This is a genomic window from Parviterribacter multiflagellatus (assembly GCF_056863265.1).
This window is the reverse complement of sequence record NZ_JBXPIZ010000001.1, coordinates 223,061-245,459: the sequence shown is the minus strand read 5'-3', so window position 1 is coordinate 245,459 and position 22,399 is coordinate 223,061. Positions and strand designations below refer to the sequence as shown.

At 73.4% G+C, this 22,399-nt stretch carries 16 protein-coding genes; 2 read left to right on the top strand and 14 right to left on the bottom strand.

All coding sequences use genetic code 11. The features are described 5' to 3' along the window. Positions 1 to 4: 4 nt before the first annotated feature. From phoU to AC1UE5_RS01060, 6 genes are all read right to left on the bottom strand, one after another. Positions 5 to 727 (bottom strand): phosphate signaling complex protein PhoU, encoded by a 723-nt coding sequence (gene phoU, locus AC1UE5_RS01085; protein WP_482920209.1) that lies wholly within the window; start codon positions 725 to 727, stop codon positions 5 to 7. Between the two features lie 2 nt (positions 728 to 729). Next, positions 730 to 1,509: a phosphate ABC transporter ATP-binding protein PstB gene (pstB, locus tag AC1UE5_RS01080; RefSeq protein WP_482920679.1), complete on the bottom strand. Its 780-nt coding sequence runs from the start codon at positions 1,507 to 1,509 to the stop codon at positions 730 to 732. 137 nt (positions 1,510 to 1,646) lie between these two features. Further along, positions 1,647 to 2,567 carry a phosphate ABC transporter permease PstA gene (pstA, locus tag AC1UE5_RS01075; RefSeq protein ID WP_482920208.1) on the bottom strand — a complete coding sequence of 307 codons (921 nt, stop codon included), beginning with the start codon at positions 2,565 to 2,567 and terminating at the stop codon, positions 1,647 to 1,649. After that, entirely contained in the window at positions 2,564 to 3,523 is a 960-nt protein-coding gene (gene pstC / locus AC1UE5_RS01070) for a phosphate ABC transporter permease subunit PstC (RefSeq protein WP_482920207.1), read from the bottom strand. The genes pstA and pstC overlap by 4 nt, the downstream gene beginning before the upstream one ends. Positions 3,524 to 3,536: 13 nt before the next feature. Further along, positions 3,537 to 4,559 (bottom strand): PstS family phosphate ABC transporter substrate-binding protein, encoded by a 1,023-nt coding sequence (locus AC1UE5_RS01065; RefSeq protein ID WP_482920206.1) that lies wholly within the window; start codon positions 4,557 to 4,559, stop codon positions 3,537 to 3,539. Positions 4,560 to 4,584: 25 nt separating this feature from the next. Beyond that, the gene (locus tag AC1UE5_RS01060) at positions 4,585 to 4,944 is read right to left on the bottom strand and encodes a winged helix-turn-helix domain-containing protein (RefSeq protein ID WP_482920205.1); all 360 of its coding nucleotides are present in this window, start codon (positions 4,942 to 4,944) and stop codon (positions 4,585 to 4,587) included. A gap of 124 nt (positions 4,945 to 5,068) precedes the next feature. Here AC1UE5_RS01060 and AC1UE5_RS01055 point away from each other — a divergent pair, with 124 nt between their 5' ends. Further along, positions 5,069 to 5,683: a DUF47 domain-containing protein gene (locus AC1UE5_RS01055; RefSeq protein ID WP_482920204.1), complete on the top strand. Its 615-nt coding sequence runs from the start codon at positions 5,069 to 5,071 to the stop codon at positions 5,681 to 5,683. Here AC1UE5_RS01055 and AC1UE5_RS01050 read toward each other — a convergent pair. From AC1UE5_RS01050 to AC1UE5_RS01015, 8 genes are all read right to left on the bottom strand, one after another. Beyond that, positions 5,667 to 6,029 (bottom strand): winged helix-turn-helix domain-containing protein, encoded by a 363-nt coding sequence (locus tag AC1UE5_RS01050; protein ID WP_482920203.1) that lies wholly within the window; start codon positions 6,027 to 6,029, stop codon positions 5,667 to 5,669. The genes AC1UE5_RS01055 and AC1UE5_RS01050 overlap by 17 nt on opposite strands. 7 nt (positions 6,030 to 6,036) lie before the next feature. Then, positions 6,037 to 6,816 carry a hypothetical protein gene (locus tag AC1UE5_RS01045; RefSeq protein ID WP_482920202.1) on the bottom strand — a complete coding sequence of 260 codons (780 nt, stop codon included), beginning with the start codon at positions 6,814 to 6,816 and terminating at the stop codon, positions 6,037 to 6,039. Further along, positions 6,813 to 11,237 carry a hypothetical protein gene (locus tag AC1UE5_RS01040; RefSeq protein WP_482920201.1) on the bottom strand — a complete coding sequence of 1,475 codons (4,425 nt, stop codon included), beginning with the start codon at positions 11,235 to 11,237 and terminating at the stop codon, positions 6,813 to 6,815. Before AC1UE5_RS01040 ends, AC1UE5_RS01045 begins: the two co-directional genes overlap by 4 nt. Then, a complete protein-coding gene (locus tag AC1UE5_RS01035) occupies positions 11,234 to 12,964 on the bottom strand; it encodes a hypothetical protein (RefSeq protein WP_482920200.1) in 1,731 nt (576 codons plus the stop codon). The genes AC1UE5_RS01040 and AC1UE5_RS01035 overlap by 4 nt, the downstream gene beginning before the upstream one ends. After that, complete coding sequence (ftsH, locus tag AC1UE5_RS01030; protein WP_482920199.1) at positions 12,936 to 14,897, bottom strand: ATP-dependent zinc metalloprotease FtsH; 1,962 nt, start codon at positions 14,895 to 14,897, stop codon at positions 12,936 to 12,938. Before ftsH ends, AC1UE5_RS01035 begins: the two co-directional genes overlap by 29 nt. 138 nt (positions 14,898 to 15,035) lie before the next feature. Continuing rightward, positions 15,036 to 17,120 carry a substrate-binding domain-containing protein gene (locus tag AC1UE5_RS01025; protein WP_482920198.1) on the bottom strand — a complete coding sequence of 695 codons (2,085 nt, stop codon included), beginning with the start codon at positions 17,118 to 17,120 and terminating at the stop codon, positions 15,036 to 15,038. Positions 17,121 to 17,278: 158 nt separating this feature from the next. Continuing rightward, positions 17,279 to 19,411, bottom strand: a complete 2,133-nt coding sequence (locus AC1UE5_RS01020; RefSeq protein ID WP_482920197.1) for a TolB-like translocation protein — start codon at positions 19,409 to 19,411, stop codon at positions 17,279 to 17,281. Continuing rightward, positions 19,408 to 21,363 carry a PKD domain-containing protein gene (locus AC1UE5_RS01015; RefSeq protein ID WP_482920196.1) on the bottom strand — a complete coding sequence of 652 codons (1,956 nt, stop codon included), beginning with the start codon at positions 21,361 to 21,363 and terminating at the stop codon, positions 19,408 to 19,410. Before AC1UE5_RS01015 ends, AC1UE5_RS01020 begins: the two co-directional genes overlap by 4 nt. A gap of 213 nt (positions 21,364 to 21,576) precedes the next feature. On the opposite strand from AC1UE5_RS01015, the gene AC1UE5_RS01010 reads away from it, so the two are divergent. Continuing rightward, positions 21,577 to 22,398, top strand: a complete 822-nt coding sequence (locus tag AC1UE5_RS01010) for a phosphate ABC transporter substrate-binding protein (protein WP_482920195.1) — start codon at positions 21,577 to 21,579, stop codon at positions 22,396 to 22,398. Position 22,399 lies beyond the last annotated feature (1 nt).

Sequence of the window (22,399 nt, the reverse complement as noted above, 5' to 3'; positions counted from 1 at the left end):
GGCATCACGTCGACGACGAGTCCGAGAACTCGCGGAACAGCCCGGTGACCACGAACGCGACCTGCTCGCCGATGTCGACGGCGTTGTCGCCGATGCGCTCGTACGCGCGCGCGACGAGCGTCATGTGCATCGCCCACTCGCGCACGTCGTAGTCCTCGCCGGCGTCGAGCGCCAGCTGGAAGATCTCGCGGTTGAGCCGGTTGATGTCGCGATCCTGCGACACCAGCGACTCCGCCAGCCCCACGTCGCGCGCCGCGAACGCCTTCTGGGACTGCACGACCTCGGAGCGCGCGTACTGCCCCATCTGGATGAGCCGCTCGAGGATCTCGTCCCGGCGCGGCGGCTCGTGGCCGCTGAGCGGGATGAGCTTGGCGATGTTCACGCACTGGTCGCCCATCCGCTCGATGTGCTTGATGACGTGCAGGAACGCGGCCACCAGCCGCAGGTCACCCGCCACCGGCGCCTCGCGCGCGAGCATCGACAGGATCCCCTGGTGCACCTCGAGGAAGCGCCCGTCGATCCGGTCGTCGTCGGCGATCACGAACTCCGCCAGCTCGACGTCCTGGTGCTGGAGCGCCTCCGTCACGCGGTCGAGCTGCTCCAGCACGAGGTCCAGCCCGCCGAGGACGCTGGCCTCGAGCGTGCGGAGCTCCTGCTGGTACCTGATGCGGTGCGGACCCGGGATCTGGGGGACCTCGTCCGATCCGCCAGGCGTCGCCACAGCCACCCCTAGCCGAACTTGCCGGTGACGTACTCCTTGGTGCGCTCGTCAGCCGGGTTGGTGAAGATCTTCTCCGTCGGCGCGAACTCCACGAGCTGCCCGACGCGCTTGCCCTCCTCGACCTTCGAGACGTTGAAGAAGGCGGTCTTGTCCGACACGCGCGCGGCCTGCTGCATGTTGTGCGTGACGATGACGATCGAGTACCGCTCCTTGAGGTCGATCATCAGGTCCTCGATCGCCGCGGTGGAGATCGGGTCCAGCGCCGAGCACGGCTCGTCCATCAGGATCACGGAGGGCTCGATCGCCAGGCAGCGCGCGATGCACAGGCGCTGCTGCTGGCCGCCGGACATGCCGAACGCGTTGGTCTTCAGGCGGTCCTTGACCTCGTCCCACAGCGCGGCCTTGCGCAGCGCCGTCTCGACGATCTCGTCCATGTTGCCCTTGATCCCGAGGACGCGCGGCCCGAAGGCGATGTTCTCGTAGATCGACTTGGGGAACGGGTTGGGCTTCTGGAAGACCATCCCGATGACCTTGCGGACCTGGACGGGGTCGATGTCGTCCGCGTACAGGTCCTGGTCGCCGTACATGACCTTGCCGGTCACGGTCGCGGACGGCACGAGGTCGTTCATCCGGTTCAGGCACCGGATGAGCGTCGACTTGCCGCAGCCCGACGGCCCGATGAACGCGGTGATCTCGCGCTCGATCAGCTCGAACGAGACCTTCTCGACGGCGGGGACGCCGCCGTACTGCACCCCGACGTCCTCGAGCTTGAAGATCGGCGAGGCCATGGCGGCAGCGGCGCCGCCGGCGGGCTTGGTGTGGTGCGTCGCTTCGGCGCTCAGATCGATCCCCGCCTTGCGGGCGAACGCGTCGTCGTCTTCACGGGTCTTGGCCTCGGTGGGTCGGTCGGGGGTGCTCACTCAGATCACCACTTGCTCTCGTAGCGGTTGCGCAGGTAGATCGCCACCGAGTTCATCAGCAGCAGGATCGCGAGCAGGACGATGATCGTCGCCGCCGCGAGGTCGCGGAAGATCGCCTCGGGCTCCCCCACGTTGTTGAAGATCTGGATCGGCAGCGCGGAGAACGGGCCGTCCAGCTCGGGGTTGAACCGCTGGAACGCGGCGGCGCCCACGAGGATCAGCGGCGCGGTCTCGCCGATCGCCCGCGAGAGCGCGAGGATCACGCCGGTGGCGATGCCGGGCAGGGCCCCCGGGAGGACCTGCTTCCAGATGGTCTGCCACTGCGTCGCGCCCAGCGCCAGCGAGCCCTCGCGGATCGACGGCGGCACGGCGCGGATCGCCTCGCGCGAGACGATGATCACGACGGGCAGCACGAGCAGGCCGAGCGTCAGCGCGCCCGCGAGCAGCGTCGGCTGCCCCTTGCCCAGCCCGAAGATGTCGACCGGGCCGCGGACGATGAACGCGAGGCCGAGGATGCCGTAGACGACCGACGGGACCGACGCGAGGTTCTGGATGTTGACCTCGATCAGGCGGTTCCACCAGCGGTCGCGGTCCGCGTACTCCTCGAGGTAGACCGCGCTGGCGACGCCCACCGGCACGATGAAGATCGCGCACAGGAGCATCAGCCAGAGCGTGCCGATGAGCGCCGACTGGATGCCGGACTCCTCCGGCCGCAGGCGCGACGGGAACGACGTGATGAAGTCCCACGAGAGGATCCCGACGCCGTCCACGAACGTGTCGACGAGCAGCGCGCCCAGGAAGAGGACGGCCACGAACAGGCAGAGCAGCAGCGCGAAGCGGAAGCCGACGTCGCGCCAGCGCTCCCCCGACGCGGCCCGCTCGACGGTGCGCCGGGCGATGTGCGCCTCGGCCGCGGTGGCGCTCATTCGTACACCTGCCGGTACTTGCGGACGAAGCGGATCGCGATCAGGTTGAGCACGAGCGTCATGACGAAGAGCGTCGTGCCGACGGCGAAGATCGTCTCGTAGGCGATCGAGCCCGCCGAGACGTCCGCGCGCGCGGTGTTCGCGATGAAGGCGGCCATGTTCTGGTGGGCCGTCGTGAGGTCGAACGTGAGGTTCGGGTTGTTGCCGGCGGCGATCAGGATCACGACCGTCTCGCCGATGGCGCGCGAGGCGCCGAGCACGAGCGCGGCGACGATGCCCGACAGCGCGGCCGGGAAGACGACCCGCAGGACGACCTGCCACTTGGCGGCGCCGAGGCCGAAGGCGCCCTCGCGGAGCGACTGCGGGACGGCGGACATGGCGTCCTCGGAGACCGACGCGATGGTCGGGAGCACGAGGATGCCGAGGATGACGCCGGCCGAGAGGCCGTTGAAGACGTCGACGCCGACGCCGATCCAGTCCTGGATCACGTTCGGCGTGAAGAACGTGAGCGCGAAGTAGCCGAAGACGACGGTCGGGATGCCCGCGAGCACCTCGACGATCGGCTTGAGGACCTTGCGCACGCGGGGCGAGGCGTACTCGGCGAGGTAGATGCCGACGCCCAGGCCGGCGGGGATGGCCACGACGAGGCCGACCGCCGTGAGGTACAGCGTGCTCCAGATCAGCGGAAGGACGCCGAAGGCCTGCTGCTCGCCGCCCGCCAGGGGCGCCCAGTCGGTCTTGAAGAAGAAGTCGCCGAACGGGACGTCCCCGAAGAACGTGATGGTCTCCTTGATGAGGGTGACCACGATGCCCGTCGTCGTGAGGACCGACAGGAGCGCCGCGAGGGCAAGCAGGCCCTTGATGACCTGCTCACCCGTGGAGCGGCGCGTCCGGGCGCGCTGGAGCCGAGGCCCCTGCGCGCCCGGGCGCGAGACAGCGAAGTGGCTGCCTTCCATGACCTTGGGGGTCCTAGCCCTCTTCCGTCGGAGCGGCGACCGGGGTCGCGCTCTCCAGGTTCGACTTGGCCGTGGTCAGGAGCTCGTCGGTCAGCGGCACGTAGCCGGCGGCCTCGACGATCTCCTTGTTGTTCTCGAGGATGAAGCTGATGAAGGACTTCACCTCGGGCTGCGCGACCGTCTTGGTGGACGGGTACACGAACAGCGGGCGCGAGAGCGGCTTGTAGGAGCCGTCCGCGATCGTCTCGACCGACGGGGCGACGCAGCCGTCGCCGCCGTCGACCTGGAGCTCCTTGAGCTTGTCGCCCTGCTCCTCGGCGAACGCGAAGCCGACGTAGCCCAGGGCGCCCGCGGTGCCCTCGATGCCGGTGACGATCTGGTTGTCGTCAGCCGACGTCTGCACCTTGTCGGTGCGCTGCTCGGCGTCGGTCTCCAGGACCGTCTCGGTGAAGTAGTCGTACGTGCCCGACTCGGTGCCCGGCGTGAAGAAGGAGACCTCCTGGTCGGGCCAGCCCGCGCCGAGCTCCTTGTAGTTGGAGACCTTCGACTTCGGGTCGAGGAGCTTCTTGAGCTGCTCGGTCGTGATGCAGTCGTTCGGGACCGCGAGGTCCTTGTTCGCGACGACGGTCAGGCCGTCGATGCCGACCTGGACCTCGACCGGGTCGATGCCCTTGGCCTTGCAGGCCTCGTACTCGTCGGCCTCGATGCCGCGCGACGCGTCGGCGATCACGATCTCACCGCGGCAGAAGCGCTCGAAGCCGTCACCGGTGCCGGCGCCGCCGACGGTGATCTTGACGTTCGGGGCCTCCTCGCCGAAGAGCTCGGAAGCGGCCTCGGTGACGGGCTGGACGGTCGACGAGCCGTCGATGCGGATCGAGCCGGACAGGCTCGAGCGATCCTCGCCGGTGTCGGCGCTCTGCTCCGAGCCCGTGGAGCCGCCCGAGGCGGGCTCCTCCTCGTCATCGCCGCAGGCGGCGACGCCGAAGGTGAGGGCGCCGCAGATCGCGGCGGCCGTGATGAATCGGTGGGACCTCAACACTGCTCCTTGGTGCGTCATCGTGTTACGGACTCGTCGTCCGCGTGTGAAAGGCCTGTGAAAGCTCAGGCGTGAGTCGGTAGCCGAACCCGACGTGGGTGTGGATGAACGTCCACTCCGGCATGGCCTCCTCGAGCTTCGTCCGCAGCTTGTGGACGTAGACGTCGATCGACCGGTCGCCCTGCCGCAGCGACGATCCCCACACCAGCGCGTAGAGGTCCTCGCGACGGACGATCCGACCGGCACGGCGTGCCAGCGCGACGAGGAGGCCGAACTCGCGGACCGAGAGCACCAGCACCCGGTCCCCTGCCATGGCCAGACCCTCGTCGGGCCTGATCTCCAGGTCCCCGACGTGCAGGACCTCGTTCTCACGTGCTGCCTCCATCGAGCCAGCACTCTGTCGCCGCAGCTCAGGCTCGCTGTGACCGAGCCGTGAACCGCCTGTGAAAGAGCCGTGAACGCCCCAGGCGACTTGCGATCACCGGGCTACGTTCGCCATCGTGGCGATCATGAGGCGGGAGACGGACGTGGACGTGCTGGACCTCTTCGAGGCGGCGGGGCGCAACGCGCAGGCCGCCGCGGTGGTGCTGCGCGAGCTCGTCCGCGACTTCCCCGACGGCACGGGCCGGGCGGCGGACCTGAAGGACCTCGAGCACGAGGGCGACCGCCTGACCCACGACATCATCCACCGCCTCCGCGGGGCCGCGACGCCGCCGCCGTTCGACGTCCAGGACGGCCACGCGCTGGCGAGCGCGCTCGACGACATCGTCGACCTCGCCGAGCAGACCGCGGACTGGATGATGCTCTACGCCGTCGAGGCGCCGATGGAGCAGGCGATGCGCCTGGTCGACACGCTCGTCGACGCGACCGAGGAGGTCGTGGCGGCGCTGTGCACGCTGCGCTCCGGCGCCGACCTCGCCCCGCACCTGACCGCGCTGAACCGGATCGAGGACGAGGGCGACCGCCTGTACCGCGAAGCCGTCGCGGCGCTGTTCGCCGGCGGGATCGACCCGATGGTCGTGATCCGCTGGAAGGACATCTTCGCCGCCCTCGAGGGCGCCGTCGACGCGTGCGAGAAGGTCGCGCACGTGCTCGACGGGATCTCGCTCAAGCGCGGGAGCTGAGCTCCGGGTCGCCCGGCTCCGGGCAGAACCGGTAGCCGACGCCGAAGTGCGTGTGGACGTAGACCATGTCCGGCGACGCCGTCGCGAGCTTGCGCCGCACCTTCCGCACGAACACGTCGACGGAGCGGTCGCGATGGCCCATCGCGCCGCCCCACACCAGCTCGTAGATCTGCGGCCGCGTCACGACGCGGTCGGGCCGCTGCACGAGGCACCAGAACGTCTGGAACTCGCGCACGGTCAGCCCGACGCGCCGGCCGGCGACGAGCACCTCGTACTCGGCCGGCCGGACCTCCATGTCCCCGAAGCGCAGCACCTCGTCGGGGTCCTGCAGCACCTGCGCCCCCATCCCAGCCTCACCCTTCCTCCGCCGCTCCGGCTCCCTGGGCCTTGTCGAACGCGCACCGGAAGGTCTCCGGTGAGGTGACCGGCTTGGAGCCCGCGAAGCCGCCGCGGTCGCGGTTGTCGTACACCGTCACGTACTGGAGCGACTCCGGCGAGGGGCTCGGCGGCGCGGGCGCCGGGTCGGGCTCTCCGGTCTTCGGGTCGCCGCGCGAGCCGTCGCTCACGCCCTGCGAGCCCGCCGCGCTGGAGCCGGCCTGCGTCGTGACGAGCGTCGCGCTCATCTCGCGCCGGTCCTTGCGCCCGTCGCTGGCGTCCTCGTCGATCGACGCGGTGAGGCGGTCGTCGTCGAGCGTCGACGCGAGCTTGACCTGCTTCGCCGCGCCGATCAGCTGCGCGGCGGTCGGCAGGTAGCCGCCCTCGTCGGCGCACTTCTGCGTCGCGTAGAAGAAGTCGTTCTTGCCGATCTCCTCGTTGGGGACCGGGTACGGCGACGCCATCAGGCACCACGTGCCCAGGTCGACCGCCTCGGCGCTGCAGGCCGCGGTGAGCTCCTCGGCGCGCTTGCCGCCCACGGCGTCGGCGTTCCTGGCCGCTGACACCTTCGGGATCGCCTTGCTCGGGAACTTCGCGTTGGCGCCGAGCTTGAGGACCGCGCCCTTCTTGGGCTTGGACACGACCTCGGCGAACTTCTGCCGGGCGGCGTCGGCCGCGCCCGTGAACGTGAGCACGACGGCGAGCAGCGACAGCACCAGCGCGGCCGAGCTCTTGTGGCGCCTGAGCGCGGATCTCATCGGGTCCTTCTCCTCGGGGTGTGGATCTGGGCGTAGGCCGGGGCGCGGCGGTCGCGCTTCCCATGGCCGTGCCGATTGCGGACGGTCGCGCCGGCGGCGGCGAGCAGCAGCACGGCGCCGAGGGTGAGCGGGCCGACGGGCGCCTTCGCGTCCGCGTCGTAGCGGCTGAACGCCTGCGACTGCTCGGGCGCGACCTCCTCCTCGCGCTTCTCCTCCAGCACGCGGACGGTCACGCCGCCGGGCGGGATCGTGCTGGTGAACCCGCCCACCGGCGGAGGCGGGACGGCCGGCGGCAGCGTCGTGGTGAGCGCCGGCAGCGGCGGCAGCGCGGCCTGGAAGACCGTCGGCTGCGTCGGCACGCGCGGCTTGGGCGGCGCCGGCTTGCTCACCTTCGCCGCGACCGGCACCGGGACGGGCGCCGGCGGGAGCGGGATGTCCGGCGTCGGCGGGATGGTCGGCGCGACCTGCGGCAGCGACGGCGGCGACACCGCGGGCGCGGCCGGCGCCACGCGCTCGACCTCGGGGTTGGCGAGCACGCGCGTGCCGCACGGCCGCGCGGCCGTTCCGGCGAGCACCGTCACCTGCTGCGTGAAGAGCACGCCGCCGGCCGCGATCGTCACCGTCGTCGTCCCCGCGTTGAACGGGCAGAAGAGCCCGGAGCGGTTGTCGGTGACGACCTTGTCGGTGCCCGGGTCGATGTACGGCTTGCGCAGGTTCGTCGACGCCGGGTCCTGGCGGACGAAGTCGCCGATGTCGGGGTTCGACGAGGTGAAGGTGAACTCGGGCTCGATCCGCGTCGAGCAGCCCACGCTCACGCACTGCTCGGCCGGCAGCGTCGTGTACGGGTCGCCGCCCGCCGGGCTCGGGCCCGCGTCGCCGGCCGCCTCGCCCCAGCGGTCACCCGAGTCGGGCTTGCGCGCGAGGCCCTGGAAGAGCGACGGGCGCGAGCGGCGCAGCAGCGTGCCGTCGATCGCCTGCAGCGACAGGTCGTCCACGACCGGGATGCCGCGCACCGACACCGGCGCGCGGTTGGTCTGCGGGTCGCGCTGGTCGGCCCACACCTCGGCGAGGAGGAACAGCCGGTCGCCGAACGCCGACAGCGGCACGTCCTGGCCGGCGGCCTCGCGGACCGGCGAGCGGTAGCCGAGCGTGCCGGTCCCGAACGCCGGGATCGTCGTGTCGGCGCCCGACGGGATGCGGACCGCGCGGTTCTCCTCCGGGCGCTCGAAGAAGTAGGCGCTGGCGCCGTGGTCGACGAGCGCCTGCGCGACCTCGTCGCCGTCGCTGGCCGCGTTGAGGCGCGGGGCGAAGCGGCTGAGGTCGCGGCTGCCGACGACGATCGCCGGGATGCCGCGCGTGCGGGCGTCGTCGAGCTGCGCGATGAGCCACGGGAGCTGGGGCTCGGCGGGGTTCTGGTGCGGGTCGCTGGCCGCCAGCGAGCCGGCGGAGTTGTCGATCACGATCGTCCGCAGCGTCCCGCCCGCGCCCGCGGTGTCGAACGCGTAGTGCGTCCGCGCGCCGGCCGACGCGCCGATGCCCGGCGCCGGCGTGGTGCCGGCGGGGAGCGCGCCCTGGCCGAACGGCGCGGCGGCCCCGGCGAGCGACGCGGTGTACGGGACGGCGTTGCCCTCGGCCGTGTCCGCCGCTGACGCCGCCGTGTAGACGGGGAGCTTCGGCCGGTCGGCGAGCAGCTGCGCGTACCGCGCGCCCTCGCGCTCGGTCAGCCGCTGGCCGTCCTTCGCCGCGATCCGCCCGCCCGTGTTGACGAAGAAGCGCGGCCCGTGCGGCTGCGCGGCCATCCCGGCGGCCTGGTCGAGCGCGGCGGTCAGGAGCCTGTCCGGCGCGAGGTCGAGGTCGGCGCGGTCGGCGCAGGCGGTCTCGCACTGCGCGTGGCCGCCGACGGCGAACCGGATCGGGCCGGCGTCCTGCGCCACGGGCGCGCTCGTGCGCGCGGCAGGGCCGGGCGGGTCGCCGTCGGGCTGGTAGCGGAAGACGCCGGCGGTCTGCACGCGCGCGCGGTCGGTGGCGACCGGCGTGCCGCGGCCCGCGGAGTCCTGGTCCCCACCCCAGCCGCCGATCGCCCAGCCGCTCCCGCCCGCGTCGGTGACGAGCGCGAGGACCGGGTCGCTCTTGACCGGCCGGTCGGTGGAGGTCGACTCGAACGCGGTGCCCTGCTCGTCGCGCCAGCCGTCGGCCGTCTCGCGCAGCAGGTAGCCGTCGGGCGGCAGCGGCTGCGGCGGCAGCAGCGGGGCCGGGACGCTCGGGTCGAGGTGCAGCGGGTCGTTCAGCACGGGGTACGTGACGCGCGGGACGACGGCCACCAGCGCGCGGACGCGGCCGCCGTCGCGCATCGGCGCGGCGGCGACGACGGTCTGGTCGATCAGCGGCTGGTCGGAGAAGCGCCACGGCGCGCCCGGCCCGTCGCGCTCGACGACCACGTCGGTGCCGCCGGCCACGACGCCGCCGTCGGGCAGGCCCCGCACGACGCGCAGCGTGCGGCTGCCCGGCACAGAGGCGAGCAGCGCGCGCAGCCCCTCGTCGACGCGCCAGCCGGCGCCGTCGTTGACGAGCAGGTCGCCGCCCGCCGCGGCGAGCGCCTGGGCGCCGGCGAACGTGACCGACGTCAGGTCGGTGGTCTCGAAGCCCGCGGGGAGCGCCTCCTGCAGCCACGTCTTGTCGTAGCGCAGCAGCGTGCCGGCGCGGCCGACCGCGTAGCCGCGCTCGGGACGGCCCGGCTGGAACGCGACGTCCATGAGCTGACCCTCGAAGCCGATGGGCGCGGCGGGATCGCGCTCCCACAGGCCCGTGTCCGCCCGCCACATCCACATCGCGCCGCCGTCGCCGACGGCGTGCGCGCGACCGGCCTCGGGCCACGCGACGCCGCGCAGCCGCGGGCGGGACACCGCGCCGCTCGACGACAGCAGGAACTCGCGCACCCAGCCCTGCCCGGGCAGGTAGCGCGCGACGCCGCCGTCACCGCCGACGGCCAGCGCCCGCTGGTCGAGCCCGCCGGGCGCGGCGTTCGGCGCCGGGACCGCGGCGGTGAGGACCGAGCGCAGCGCGACCGGCCAGCGCTTCGTCCGCGCGGGCCGGGCCTGGGGCGAGATGCGGATCGGGCCCTGCAGCCAGCCGTCGTCGACGCTGCGGAACGCGCCGGTGATGCGGCGCAGCGCGGTCGCGCCGCGGCGGCGCTCGAACGTCTCGCCGGCGAAGCGCAGGTACGTCCCGCGGTTGGAGTCCTCGCTCCCGCCCACGTCGAGCGGGTTCGTGACGACGCGCGTGCCGAAGCCGTCGCCCGGGAACGCGAACGAGCGGTAGCCGGCGTCCGGCGAGAGCGTGACGCCGAGCGGCCGGTCGCAGACGGCGCTGTCGCACCACGAGCCGGTGACGCGCGCGCGATCGACGTCGAAGAAGAGCGTGAACGTCCGCTCCGCGCCGCCGTCCTTCAACGACCCGTCGATCCACACGCCGCGCGTCGTGACGGTCAGCGGATCGGCGTTGCCGCCGAGCACGGCCACGTCGCTGATGCCGCGGTCGGGCGTCGCCGCGGCCGTGAAGACGGGCGCCTCCAGCCGCACGCGGACCCACTGGGCCTCCGCCCCCGCGCCGACCCGGCGGTAGAGCTCGATGCCGGCGTCGGTGGACGCGTCGGTCTCCAGGAGCGCGAACGCGTGCTCCTGCCGCGTCGCCTCGAGCGCGACGACGCGCGCCTTGGTGGCCGACGGCGGCAGCACGATCGGCTCCTCGGTCCACCGCTCGCCGTCGTAGCGCAGGATCGTGTCCTCCAGCTCCGGTCCGACCGCGCCGGTGAACAGGTGCGTCCGGCCGTCCTGCTCGAACGCGGTGAGCGCGAGCCGGCCGGCGCCCTCCTCGGCGGCGATCGCGGGCGCCTCGCGCTCGCTCCACCGGCCGCCCGGGTCGCGCACGAGCAGCACGAGCCGCTTGCCGGCCTCGCGGGTCTCGTCGCGGCCGACGAGCGCGCCGCCCCCGTGCGGGGTGATGCGCGCCGACAGCGGGTTGGGCTCGGGGCCGCGGTACGGCTTGCCGTCGCGGTCGACCGGCGTCTCGAAGAGCTGCCAGCCGGACGCGTCGGTGTGGCGGAGGAAGGTCAGCTGCGGCCGGTCCGTGCCCGGTGGGAGCGGTCCCTGCTCCAGCGTCCGCCCGCCGACCGTGGCGGGCGGGACGTCAGGCGCGAGGCGCCGGTACCCCCACGCCTCGCCGCTCTCGGTGGCGGCGCCCATCAGCTCGGTCTGCGCGTCAGCAGTGCCGAGCACCGGCACCGGCTGCACGACCCCGCCGGCCTGGGTGCGCCCGCGCGGGGCGAGCACGAGCGCGACCAGGCCGGCGAGGCCGAGGACGGCGAGCAGGGCGACCGCGCGCCGGCGGCGGTACGTCGCCGCGGTCGGACGGGCGGCGCTCATCGGGTCGTGACCACGTCGCCGGCGCCGCTGCCGGTGTCCGCGGGCGCCGTCTCGACGTCGAGCTCGCGGATCTGGAAGCTCAGCTTCGTCGGGTAGCGCTTCGGGTTCAGCTTGACGACCAGCGTCCGCTTGCCCGGCTTGTAGGTCTTGGTCCTCAGGCGCGCGACGACCTTGCCGCCACGGCGGCCGGTGATGCCGATGCGCGCGTTGCGGACGAGCGTGAACGAGATCACCAGGCGCGTGCGGCCGCGGAGCTTGGAGCGGACGCGCTTGAGCAGCGCCGGCAGCTCCTGGACCTCGCCGCCCTCGGTCGTCGCCGGGGGCGCGGTCTGCTCGATCTCCAGCGGCGGCGGCGCGAGGAGCCGCGAGTCGTCGACCGGCGGGCTGTCCGGGACGAACTGCGCCGCAGCCTCGTTCGGGCGGAAGTCGATCAGCTGCGAGAACGCGTCCGCGTCGTCGGCCGGCTGCTGGCGCCACGCGCCGTCGTCGTAGTGGAAGACCCAGCCCGCGGTGGTGACCGCCCAGCCCTCGTTCGGCCCCGTGAACGCGATCTTCGCGATCGAGCCGCGGCCCGCGCCGCTGGTCGGCAGGGTGAGGACCTGCTCGACCGTCCCGTCCGGCGCGATGCGCGCGACCTTGCCGCGCGCGGTCGACGAGCGGCGGTCGGCGAAGCGCTGCACCGCGACCCAGGCGCGGTCGCTGCCGGGCACCGCGGCGACGTCGACGAACCGCTCGTCGGGGGCGAACGTCGTGCCGCGCAGCGGCAGCTCCCGCCACGCGCCGCCGGCGAGCTTGGCGACGATCGGCCCACGCGGGTAGACGTCGGTGTCGCTGCCGCCCGGCGCCTTCGCGCCGGACGCCGTGCCGCCGCCCACCGCCCACAGGTGGTCGCCCGCGCCGTCGAGCGCGAGCAGGTCGGTCGCGTCGACCGGCGCGGCGAGGCCGTCGGCCGGGTCGGGATCGGGGACGTCGAAGGCGGAGAACGGCTCGGTGGCGATCGTGGAGCCCAGCAGGCGGCGCAGCAGGCGGGGGCGCTCCTCGGGCGCGCGGAGCCGGGCGGACGTGGTGCGGCCCTCGGCGCGCGGACCGACGTAGGTCGTCTCGTAGAAGCGGTCGCCGAACGCCTCGACGTCAGACACGCCGCGGCCCTGCGGGAAGTAGATGGACCGCAGGCCGGCGCCCTCCCAGCGCAGGTGGAACGCGCCCTCGCGCTCGTTGGTCGGGTCGGCGCTGTCGATGCCGGCGAACCAGCACGACGTCGGGCTCGCGCACGCGGCGGCGTTCATCCGGCGGTACGGGTCGGCGGCCTGCTCCTGCGTGGAGTAGGACGCGACGACCTCGCCGTCCTTGAAGCGGCAGAGGCCCAGGCCGGAGCCCTGGCGTGGCAGGCTCGGGACCGAGATCGTCCAGAACTCGGTCGGCCCGGCCCACGCGATGCGCGTCGTCTCGGCCGGGCCGCCGCAGACCGTGGAGAGCTGGCGCCACGAGCGGCCGTTCCAGAAGAAGAGCCCGCGGGCGACCGCCGCGTTGCCCTCGATCGCGAGCAGCCCGCGGTTGGGCGCCCAGAACTGCAGGTCGCCGGGCGCGCCGAGCGGCACCTTGAAGTCCGCGCCTGCGGGCGGCGCCGGGTGCTCGCCGAGCGACCAGACGGGCGCGGCGACGGCAGGTGCCGCCGCGAGCGCTGCGGCCGCCAGCGCGCTAATCGCCGCTGCGCGCCGTGCGGCCACCGGGGCCCTCCACCTCGATCGGCATCGCGACGACCGTCGACAGCACCGCGTCGAGCGCGACGCCGGACAGCGTCTCGTGCTCGAGCAGCGCCTCGGCCGTCTCGTGCACCGCCGCCCAGTTGCGCTCGAGGATCGCCGTCGCGCGCTGCTCGGCCTCGACGACGAGCCGCTCGGTCTCCTTGTCGATCAGGTCGAGCGTCGCCGGGCCGATCTGCCCCAGCTCCTGGAGCGCCGCGCCGAGGAAGACCTCGCCGGCCGCCTCGCCGATCGTGACCGGGCCGAGCTCGGGCGACATGCCGAACTGCGTGACCATCGAGCGCGCGAGCTGCGTCGCGGCGTGGAGGTCGTCGTGGACGCCGGTCGACAGGCAGCCGAACTCCAGCCGCTCCCCCGCCGCACCGGCGACGATCGCGACGAGCTGGCGGCGCAGGTCGGGCTCCTGCCGCACGACCGCGTCCTTGTCGGCGAGCTGCGACGCGGCGGTGCCGAGCTTGCGGCCGCGGGCGACGATCGACAGCTTCTGCGCCGACACCACCTGGCCGATGGCGCGGGTGACGACGGCGTGCGCGGCCTCGTGGACCGCGATGAGCCACTGCTCGTCCTCGGTCAGCACGTGGCGCTTGGCCGGGCCGGAGACGACGCGGTCGATCGCCTCCTCCAGCGTGTGCTGGTCGATGTCGGCGCGGCCCTCGCGGACGGTCAGCAGCGCAGCCTCGTTGACGACGTTCGACAGCTCCGCGCCGGAGAAGCCCGGCGTCAGGCGGGCGATCTCGTGGAGGTCGACCTCGGGCGCCAGCGGCTTGCCGCGCGCGTGGAGCGTGAGGATCTCGATCCGCCCGTGGACGTCGGGGTTGTCGACGGTGACCTGGCGGTCGAAGCGGCCCGGGCGCAGGAGCGCGGGGTCGAGGATGTCGGGGCGGTTCGTCGCGCCGAGGACGACCACGCCCGCGTCGCCGCCGAAGCCGTCCATCTCGACGAGGAGCTGGTTGAGCGTCTGCTCGCGCTCGTCGTTGCCCTGTCCGACGCCCGCGCCGCGCTTGCGGCCGGCCGCGTCGAGCTCGTCGATGAAGATGATCGCCGGCGCGGCCTTGCGCGCCTTGGCGAAGAGGTCACGGACGCGGGCGGCGCCGACGCCGACCAGCGACTCGACGAAGTCCGAGCCGGACATCGAGAAGAACGACGCGGCGGCCTCGCCGGCGGTCGCGCGGGCCAGCAGCGTCTTGCCGGTGCCGGGAGGCCCGACGAGCAGCACGCCCTTCGGCGCGCCGGCGCCCATGGCGATGTACTTCTCGGGGTCGGCGAGGTAGTCGCGGATCTCGCGCAGCTCGGCGACGGCCTCGCCCGCGCCCGCGACCTGGTCGAACGTCACGCCGCTCGACCCCTTCTTCTTCTTGCGGTTGCCGATGTTCGAGAAGGACGCGATGCCGCCCGCTCCACCGTCCTGGCCCAGGCGGGTGAAGAGCGCGAACAGGCAGACGAGCAGCAGGATCGGCAGGAGGAACTGGACGAGGATCTGCTGCGCGGGCTTGCCGGCCTGCTGGTCGATCGCGACGCGCGCGCCGCTCTCGTCGAGCGTGCGGAAGAGCGCCTGCGTCTGCGAGTCGGACGCGGGGTACGCGGCCCACAGGTCGAGGCCGGCCTCCGTGCGGACGACGACGCGCGAGTCCTGGTCGAGCAGCGTCGCCTCGACGATCCGCTGGTCGTCGGCCAGCCGCGTGATCGTCGACAGCGAGGTCTCCTGGCCGCGCGAGCTCGGGCCCAGCGCGTCGAGGAGCGAGAAGAACGTGATGGCCGCCGCGATCGACGCGACGAGCAGGAAGGTGGAGAGCGGATCGCGCAGCAGCGGCCGGAGCACGCGCGTGACGCCGCCGCGGAGGGCGTCTGCGACGCGGCTGGCGGAGGACTGCTTCTTGGTGGCGTTGCTGCGGTTCACGGCGGACGGTCCTGTCTGGATGGGGTGGTGCTGACGCGTGGGGGCGCCCGGCCGGTCCCTGGCCGGGCGCCCCGCGTCACGGGCGGGCAGGCGCTGGTCCCTGCCCGCCGCGCGGTGGTGCGGTGCTCGCTGCCGGCGCTAGCCGCGCAGCGTGAGCTGGCGGGTGACCGTGCGCGCGGTCCCGCCCGTCGGCGTGTAGACCGCGGTGATCTTCACCGTGATCCGCTTGACCTTCTTGAGGACGCTGCGGGACTTGGCCGACATCGGCAGCTTCACCGAGACGTCGCCCGCGCGGCTGACCGTGACGGTCGCCTTGCCGACGCTGACGGTGCGCTTCTTGGCCTTCTTGCCCTTCTTCGCCTTCTCGGTGTACGTGCCCGCCGCCGTCACCTGCACGCGGCCGGCGCCGGGGAAGCGGAACGTCGAGATGAGGTCGTTCGCCTTCTTGCGCGCGCTCCCGATGGTGAACAGGTTCACCGGGGCCTGCTGGGTCGGCGGCGTGACCACCGGCGCGGTCGGGGTCGGGGTCGGGGTGCCGGCCGGCGGCTTGTTCCCGCCGTCGGTCGGGGGCGGGTTCCCGCCGCCCTGGTTGCCGAGGCCCTGCTTGTCCCAGTCGATCGCGGCGACGCCGTTGCGCGCGGCCTCGAGCGCCGACTTGGTGCCGGCTGCCTCGCCCGCGGCGACGGTCGTGGGCAGCGGCGCGTAGTCGTTGCCGATCAGGGCCGCCTGGCCCGCGTCCGACACGACGTAGGAGAGGTAGTCCTTGAGCGTCCGCGCGCGGCGCTCCTCCTCGGCGTAGTTCGTGCCGGGCAGGCTCAGGTAGACCGGCGCGTTGTCGTCGAAGGCGAGCAGGTAGGTCAGCGAGCAGTCGCTGTACCCGGCGTCCGGCCACACCATCGTGGTCGTGTCCCAGCCGAACGCGACGGTCGGATCGCTGGCCACCGGCAGCTTGCGCACCGGCACGTCGCGGCAGTTGGCGCCACCGGTCGCGACGGACGGCTTGTAGCCCTCGGCGTTGAAGGTCGGCTCGACGAAGGACGTCTGGGACTCACGCACCGCCAGCGGGAGGAAGTACGTCGTGTCGCTGCGGCTGTCGGTCTTCTTGTAGATCGCTCCGCCGGCGACCGCGGTCGCCAGGTCGACATAGCCGATCGACCCCGGGTTGGCGTTCACGACATCGCGCACGCCGCCTGCGCCGGTAGCCGCCGCGCGGCAGACCGGGTGCAGGTTGGCGGGATCGTTGACGTAGTCGTCCTCGCACTTGAACGTCGTGCTGTTGGCGATGTCGCCGTAGCTGTTGGCGAGCTCGCCGGAGCCGCGGGGGTCGTTGTCCGGGTCGGTCTCCGGCCACTGGCGGTTCTTGTCGCCCGCGGTCCAGTCCGCGCGCCACGCGGTGCCGGACGCCGCGGCGCCGAGCCTGGCGGCGGCCTCGTTGAGGAAGTCCTTGAACGCGAAGGTCGTGCCCGAGTTGTCGTTGCGAACGACGCGGATGATCTTCTTGTCGACGCAGCTGGCGGTGTACGCGCCCGGGTTGCCGCTGCTCTCGGCGTGCCCGACGAGCTCCGGCAGGAGCTGGCCCCAGGTCGAGTAGTCGCCGGCCCACAGCTTCTCGAGCCGGTTGTTCGGGAGGCGCAGACGGTCGAAGCCGCCGCCCCCGGCGATCTGGCTGCCGGTGCCGTCCTGGCGGAAGCCATTGGGCAGCGGGCACGAGATGGCCGCCGTGGCGTTGCTGTTGTCGTGGTCCCACGTCGGGTAGTTGACGATCACCGCGACGGCGCTGGACGCCGCGGGGATGACGTGGACCACGCCGTCGTCGGCGCTGTTGCCGAGGACGCCGGCGTTGATGTTCTGCTGGGTAGCGAGGTCCGGGCCCTCGTCGGAGCCCGCGAACCGGAACTGGACGTTGCGCTGGCCGCCTGCGCCGAGGGCCGCGCGACCGGCGCCGGAGCCCGTCGGGGTGACGCCCGGCGCGTTGTACTGCACGAGCGGGCCGCCCGGGCAGCTGGCGGCGCTCGTCGTCGTCTGGAAGAGGCTGGCCCAGCCGGTCGCACGCTGGTGCGCGTTGTTCTGGAAGGTCGCGCCGACGCCCTCGATGTTCGAGCCGGTGCAGCGCTGGATGGAGAAGGCGGCCTCGGCCGAGGGCGCCAGGGCGAGCGCGGACAGCACGCCGCCCGCGGCAACGGCCGCGAGCGTGCGCCCGACGCGTGGGACTGCGAAGGACATGCGGGAAGGAGGTCCTTTCCTCTTTGCGGGGGCCTCGCCGAGATGGCGAGCGGCGGCAGGATCTGCCGGTGGGGTGGTTGGGGGAAGGGGGTTCACAGGACGGCTACCGGTCGATCACGGGTCGATCACCAGTCGGTCTCCAGCGCTTCACGGGTCGTTCACCCGCGCCGCGTCTTCGCGGGCTTTCTGGCCGCCGGCTTCTTCGTCTTGCCGGCCTTCTTCGTGGCCTTGACGACGACGAACCGGACGGTCGCCCGGCGCGTCAGCGGCTTCTGCGCGCCGTCCTGCGGCGTCCACGTCACGCGCGCGGTGCTCGTGAGCGCCTTGAGCCGCTTCAGGAGGCTCAGGTGCGACGACTTGGTGAGCTTGACCGTGATGCGGACGCGCTCTGGCCTCTTCGCGCGCGCACGCGCGCGGGTGAGGTTGGTGATGGGCGTCGACGCGCTCCGCTTGCCGTCCCGGCCGGGGAGCCGTGCGCTCACCGCGACGTCGAGCGAGCCCGCGGCGGGCGGCCGTGCCTCGAGCACCATCTGGCCCGTCTTCTTGCCCTTGACCACCCGGACGCTCAGCGAGGGCGGCTGCGGGATCACCTCCCCGACGGCCTGCGGCGTCTCCACCGGCGGCGGCTCAGGCACGGGCTCGGCCTCCACCGGGACGGGCTGGTCGCTGACGACGAACGCGTCGGGCCGGTCGTTCGCGTCGCCCCGGAAGAGGTTCGACGCGCCGGAGACGAACGCGATGCGGCGCCCGCCGTCGGACACCGAGAGCGCGAGCCCGACGTCCTCGGACGCGTCGCCGCCCCCGACGCCGGTCACCGCGCGGCGGATGGTGCCGTCCTCGCGGTCCAGCACGTACAGGTCGCGGACGTTCGGCTGGCCGCGAACCGCGCCGAGCAGCGTCGTGCCCGGCAGCAGGAAGCGCAGCCGCTTGGTCGCGAACGCGACGTAGCGCCCGTCGGGCGACGTGGCGAGCGCCTCGATGCCGGCGGCTGCCGCCGGATCGCCGAGGCCGTCGCGGGTCAGCTCGCGGGTCGATGCCTTGCGGGTCACGCCCTCGTCCATCCGCGTGACCCAGATGTCGTTCGCGGCGGACAGCGTCGGCCCCGGCCGCGGGCCGGAGGCCGTGAGGAACAGGACCTCGCGGCCGTCGAGGCTGAGCGCCGGCGGCGTCGTCGTGATCGCGCCGCGCTCCTCCTCGTACGAGGCCAGCGGCCCGTAGCAGGGGCGCAGCGACGCCTGGTCGGTGAAGTCGACGACGTCCTCGGGCCCGCACGCCGAGTCGTCGACGTCGACCATGCCGGTCACGCGCCGGACCGGACCGCCGACCCTGCGCCAGAGGTAGTACGAGACGCGGAAGTCCGTGGCCTCGCCGGGCTGGAAGCGCGTCTGCTCCGCGGCGTTCCGCCCGGCCCAGGCCGCGGTCGTGCCGTCGCCCGACAGCGTGGCGGCGCCGGTCGCACCGCCCGCCGGGCTTCCGTCGGTCAGCCGCGAGGACATGAGCCACGTGCGGCCGGCGTCGAGGTCGCGCACCAGCAGCTGGCCGGCCTCGACGGTCGGGTCGCCCGGTGTGGGCCCGAAGGCGTCCGACCGCTCCGCCGTCCGGAAGAGCACGCGCCGGCCGTCGTCGGAGATCGACGTCAGCGGCCACACGTCCGCCCCGCTCGCCCCGGCGGGCATCGCCGTCGCCGGCGGTCCGTAGGTGAGCGGCGTGTCCGTGCCGTCCAGCGCCGAGACGAGCGTGTACGGGTTCGGCCCGCAGGTCGGGAGCGGGCGGCAGACCGGCACGTTCATGTCGCGCACGTAGACGTCGACGTGGCGCGGGCTGTCGGTGTCGGCCGGGACGAGCGACTGCGCGGTGGAGAACGCGACGTAGCGGCCGTCGGCGCTCACCGACGGGTTGCGCGCGCCGGTGACGAGCGTGCTCGCGTCGTCCTCGCGCACGAGGTCGCCGTCAGCGACCAGCTCGAGCGCGCCGGTCTCCAGGTCGCGGCGGAAGATGCCGCCGAGGCGGTCGGTCGCGACCTCCTTGCCGTCGGCCCCGGTGTGCGGCGGGTCGGGGTCGTCGGCGGCGAAGAAGTTCGTCGCGCGCGTGTCGAAGACGACGTAGCGCCCGTCGCGCGAGACGTCGGCCGACAGCGAGCGGTCGTCGGCGAGCTCCTGCCGGGCCAGCGACGCGGACACGACCGTCGCGCCCTGGCCGTAGTAGAGCGCGTGGGCGGCGGGCGCCGTGGCGAACGCCGCGAGCGAGGCCGAGGCCGCCGCGGCGACGATCGCGGCGCGCGGGATCCTCATCGGACCGTCACCGTCCGCTGCACGCGCGCGGCGTTGCCGGCCTGGTCCTTGACGCTGATCGTCACGCGGTAGCGGCCCGCGCGCCGATACGTGTGGGTGATCGCGAACGCGCCCTCACGGCCCTCCGCGCCACGCCCGTCGCCCCAGCGCACGCCGGTGGCGGCGTGGTCGGCGCCCGACACCTCGCCCTTCTGGCCGTCGCGGACGACGACGCGCACCCGGCGGCCCTTGCGACGCTGCACCGTCACCCGCGGGGCGCGGCGGTCGAGCTTCAGCGTCGCGGCGGCGCTCGTGGTCTCCTGCCCCGCGCCGTCACGGGCGACGACGCTCACGGCGTGCGCGCCGTCGGCGATCTTGCCCAGGTCGAGCTCGCGGCGGGTGGCGCGCAGCCCGTCCGCGATCTCCTCGTCGTCGATCAGGACCGAGTACCTGACGCCGCTTACCGCGTTCTGCGCAGGATCCCAGCGCAGGACGTAGCGGCCCTTGTCGTCGACGAAGTCCGCCGGGGTCTGGACGGCGAACTCGGACGGCGGCGCGTCGATCGTCGCGGCGACGACCTGCGCGGCGTTGTCGCCGCCCTGGCGCCACGCGACGAGCGCGTCGCCAAGGCCGGAGCCGGCGAACGTGAACGCGGAGATCGTGCCGCCCGCCGCCGACGCGACCGTGCGGCGGTCCGGCACGCCGTCCGCGCGCCGCTCGAGCAGGCCGATCTGCGAGCGGCCGCCGCTCTTGAGCTTGTACGCGGCCGCGAGCGCGCCGCTCGGCGCGAGGTCGACCTGCGGGTCGCCCGCCTCGCTCGAGCCGCCCTCGTCGAGCCGCTCGGGCTTGGCGACCTGCTTGTCGTCCCCGGCGGCCAGCAGCGACTCGACGCCCATCCCGAACGCGGTGACGAACGCGCCGCCGGGCGCGCCGGCGACGGCGACCGGGCCGGGCGCGGCGGGCGGGTCGGCGGCGCCGAGGCCGTCGGCCACGCGCGCGGCGGCGAACGTGGAGGCCTTCTCGACGAAGCTCTCGGCCATCGTCGCCGCCCACACGCGCGTCTGCTTCTGCGGCCCGGAGCGCGTGCCGCGCTGGCGGAAGGCGACGGTCGCCTGCCCGAAGCCCGCGACGTCGATGTCCAGCTGGTCGGCCGGCGCGCGCAGCGCCTGGTCGCCGATCTTCTGCGGGCTGACGAGGACGGCGACGCCGACGTTCGCGCCGAACACGCGACGCGCCCAGATGCGGTCCACGAACTCGTCGTCGGGCTCCTGCCACGCGACGACCGCGTTGCCCGCCGGGTCGACCGCGACCTTCGGGCGGTTGTCGGCCGTCGGCTTCGTCACCGGCGACGCGCTGTTGCGGTTGATCGGGTACCCGAGCGCCGACCACAGCTGGCCGGTGGAGCGCGCGAGGCGCAGCTCGCACTCGACGCTGCCGGGTGGGAGCGTCGGGTTCTTCGCCGGGTCCTTGCAGACGCGGTAGGTCAGGTACGCCTGGCCGCCGCGCGACATCGCGAGGTCCGGCCACGTGTCGGTCGCCTCCCCCACGTTCATGTCGACCGGCACCGGCGCGCCGAACCGGCGCGCGCCCGCGTCGAGCGTCGCCGCGAAGAGGCGGTCGGACTCGACGCCGTTCTCGTGCACCCACGTGACGACCAGCCGGCCGCCGTCCGCGGCGCCGATCTGCGGCCACGAGGAGTCGAAGCGCTGGCCGGCGTCGACGCGCTGGGGCGGGCGCCACGCGCCGCCCACGAACTGGGCGGCGAACACGTGCACACGTCCGTCGACGCGCTTGCGGTAGACCACGCCGCCCGTGCCGTCCTCGGACATGGCGACGCCGTCCACGCCGACGACGTCGGCGCTCGGTCCGTCGAGCGTCGTCGCCGCGGAGAGCGTGGCGAAGGCAGGGGTGGGGAGCGCGAGCACGCCGGCGGACAGGCAGGCGAGCGCGGCCGAGGCAGCGATCCGTCGCAAGGCGGCGCAACTGTCCTCCGGCACCGCCTCAGGCTTGTGAACGGGTGGGGAAGTTCTGGTGAAAGCGCCGCTGCCGGGGCGGCGTCCTACCCAGTTCTGGGGAGGACTCCTCCGTTTTCACCAGTTCTTCTCCATTCGGTCACGCGACCTTCACCGTCACCGACCGGGCCGGATCGACACTGCCGCGGCACCTCGACCCGAGAAAGGACTCCCGTGCGCGCACCCCGAATGATCGGCGCCGGGCTGGCCGTGTGCGTGGCGTGCGCCGCTGCGCTGCCCGCCGCCGCGAGCGCCCAGAAGCCCACGATCACGATGAGCGGCTCGACCTCGATCTACCCGCTCGCCACCCAGCTCGCCAAGGGCTACCTGAAGGCCAAGCCGAACTCCGTCCGCTTCCGCATCCTGCAGGGCGGCTCTGACATCGGCATCAACGACGTCTCCCGCGGGCGCGTCACCATCGGCAACGCGTCCCGCGACAAGCTGCCGAACGACCCGCCGGGCCTGCAGTTCACGCGCATCGCCCGCGACGGCGTCTGCGTGGTGACGAACCCGGGCAACCCGATCGCCAACCTCTCGGCCGAGCAGATCCAGGCGATCTTCTCGGGCCGCGTCCGCAACTGGTCGGACGTCCCGGGCGCGAAGGCGACGGGCGCGATCGACCTCGTCGTCCGCACCGCCTCCTCCGGTACGCAGGACGCGTTCCAGAACATCTTCATGGGCGGCGCGAGCGGCCCGCGCGTCGCCTCGTCGGCGTCGACCCGCTCGTCCAACGGCCTCGTCCAGAGCGCGGTCCGCTCGAACGAGAACGCGATCGGCTACGTCGACTTCCGCTTCACGAGCGGCACGAACCCGGTCTCGTTCAAGGGCGTCGCGTGCAACCTGCGCAACGCCCAGGCCGGCACCTACGGCGGCGTGCGCAACTTCTGGATGGTGACGCGCGGCGCCCCGTCCGGCGCGACCGCCTCGTTCATCAACTGGGCGCGCGGCTCGGCCGGTCAGAAGATCGTCGCCACCAACTGGGTGCCGCTCAGCTAGC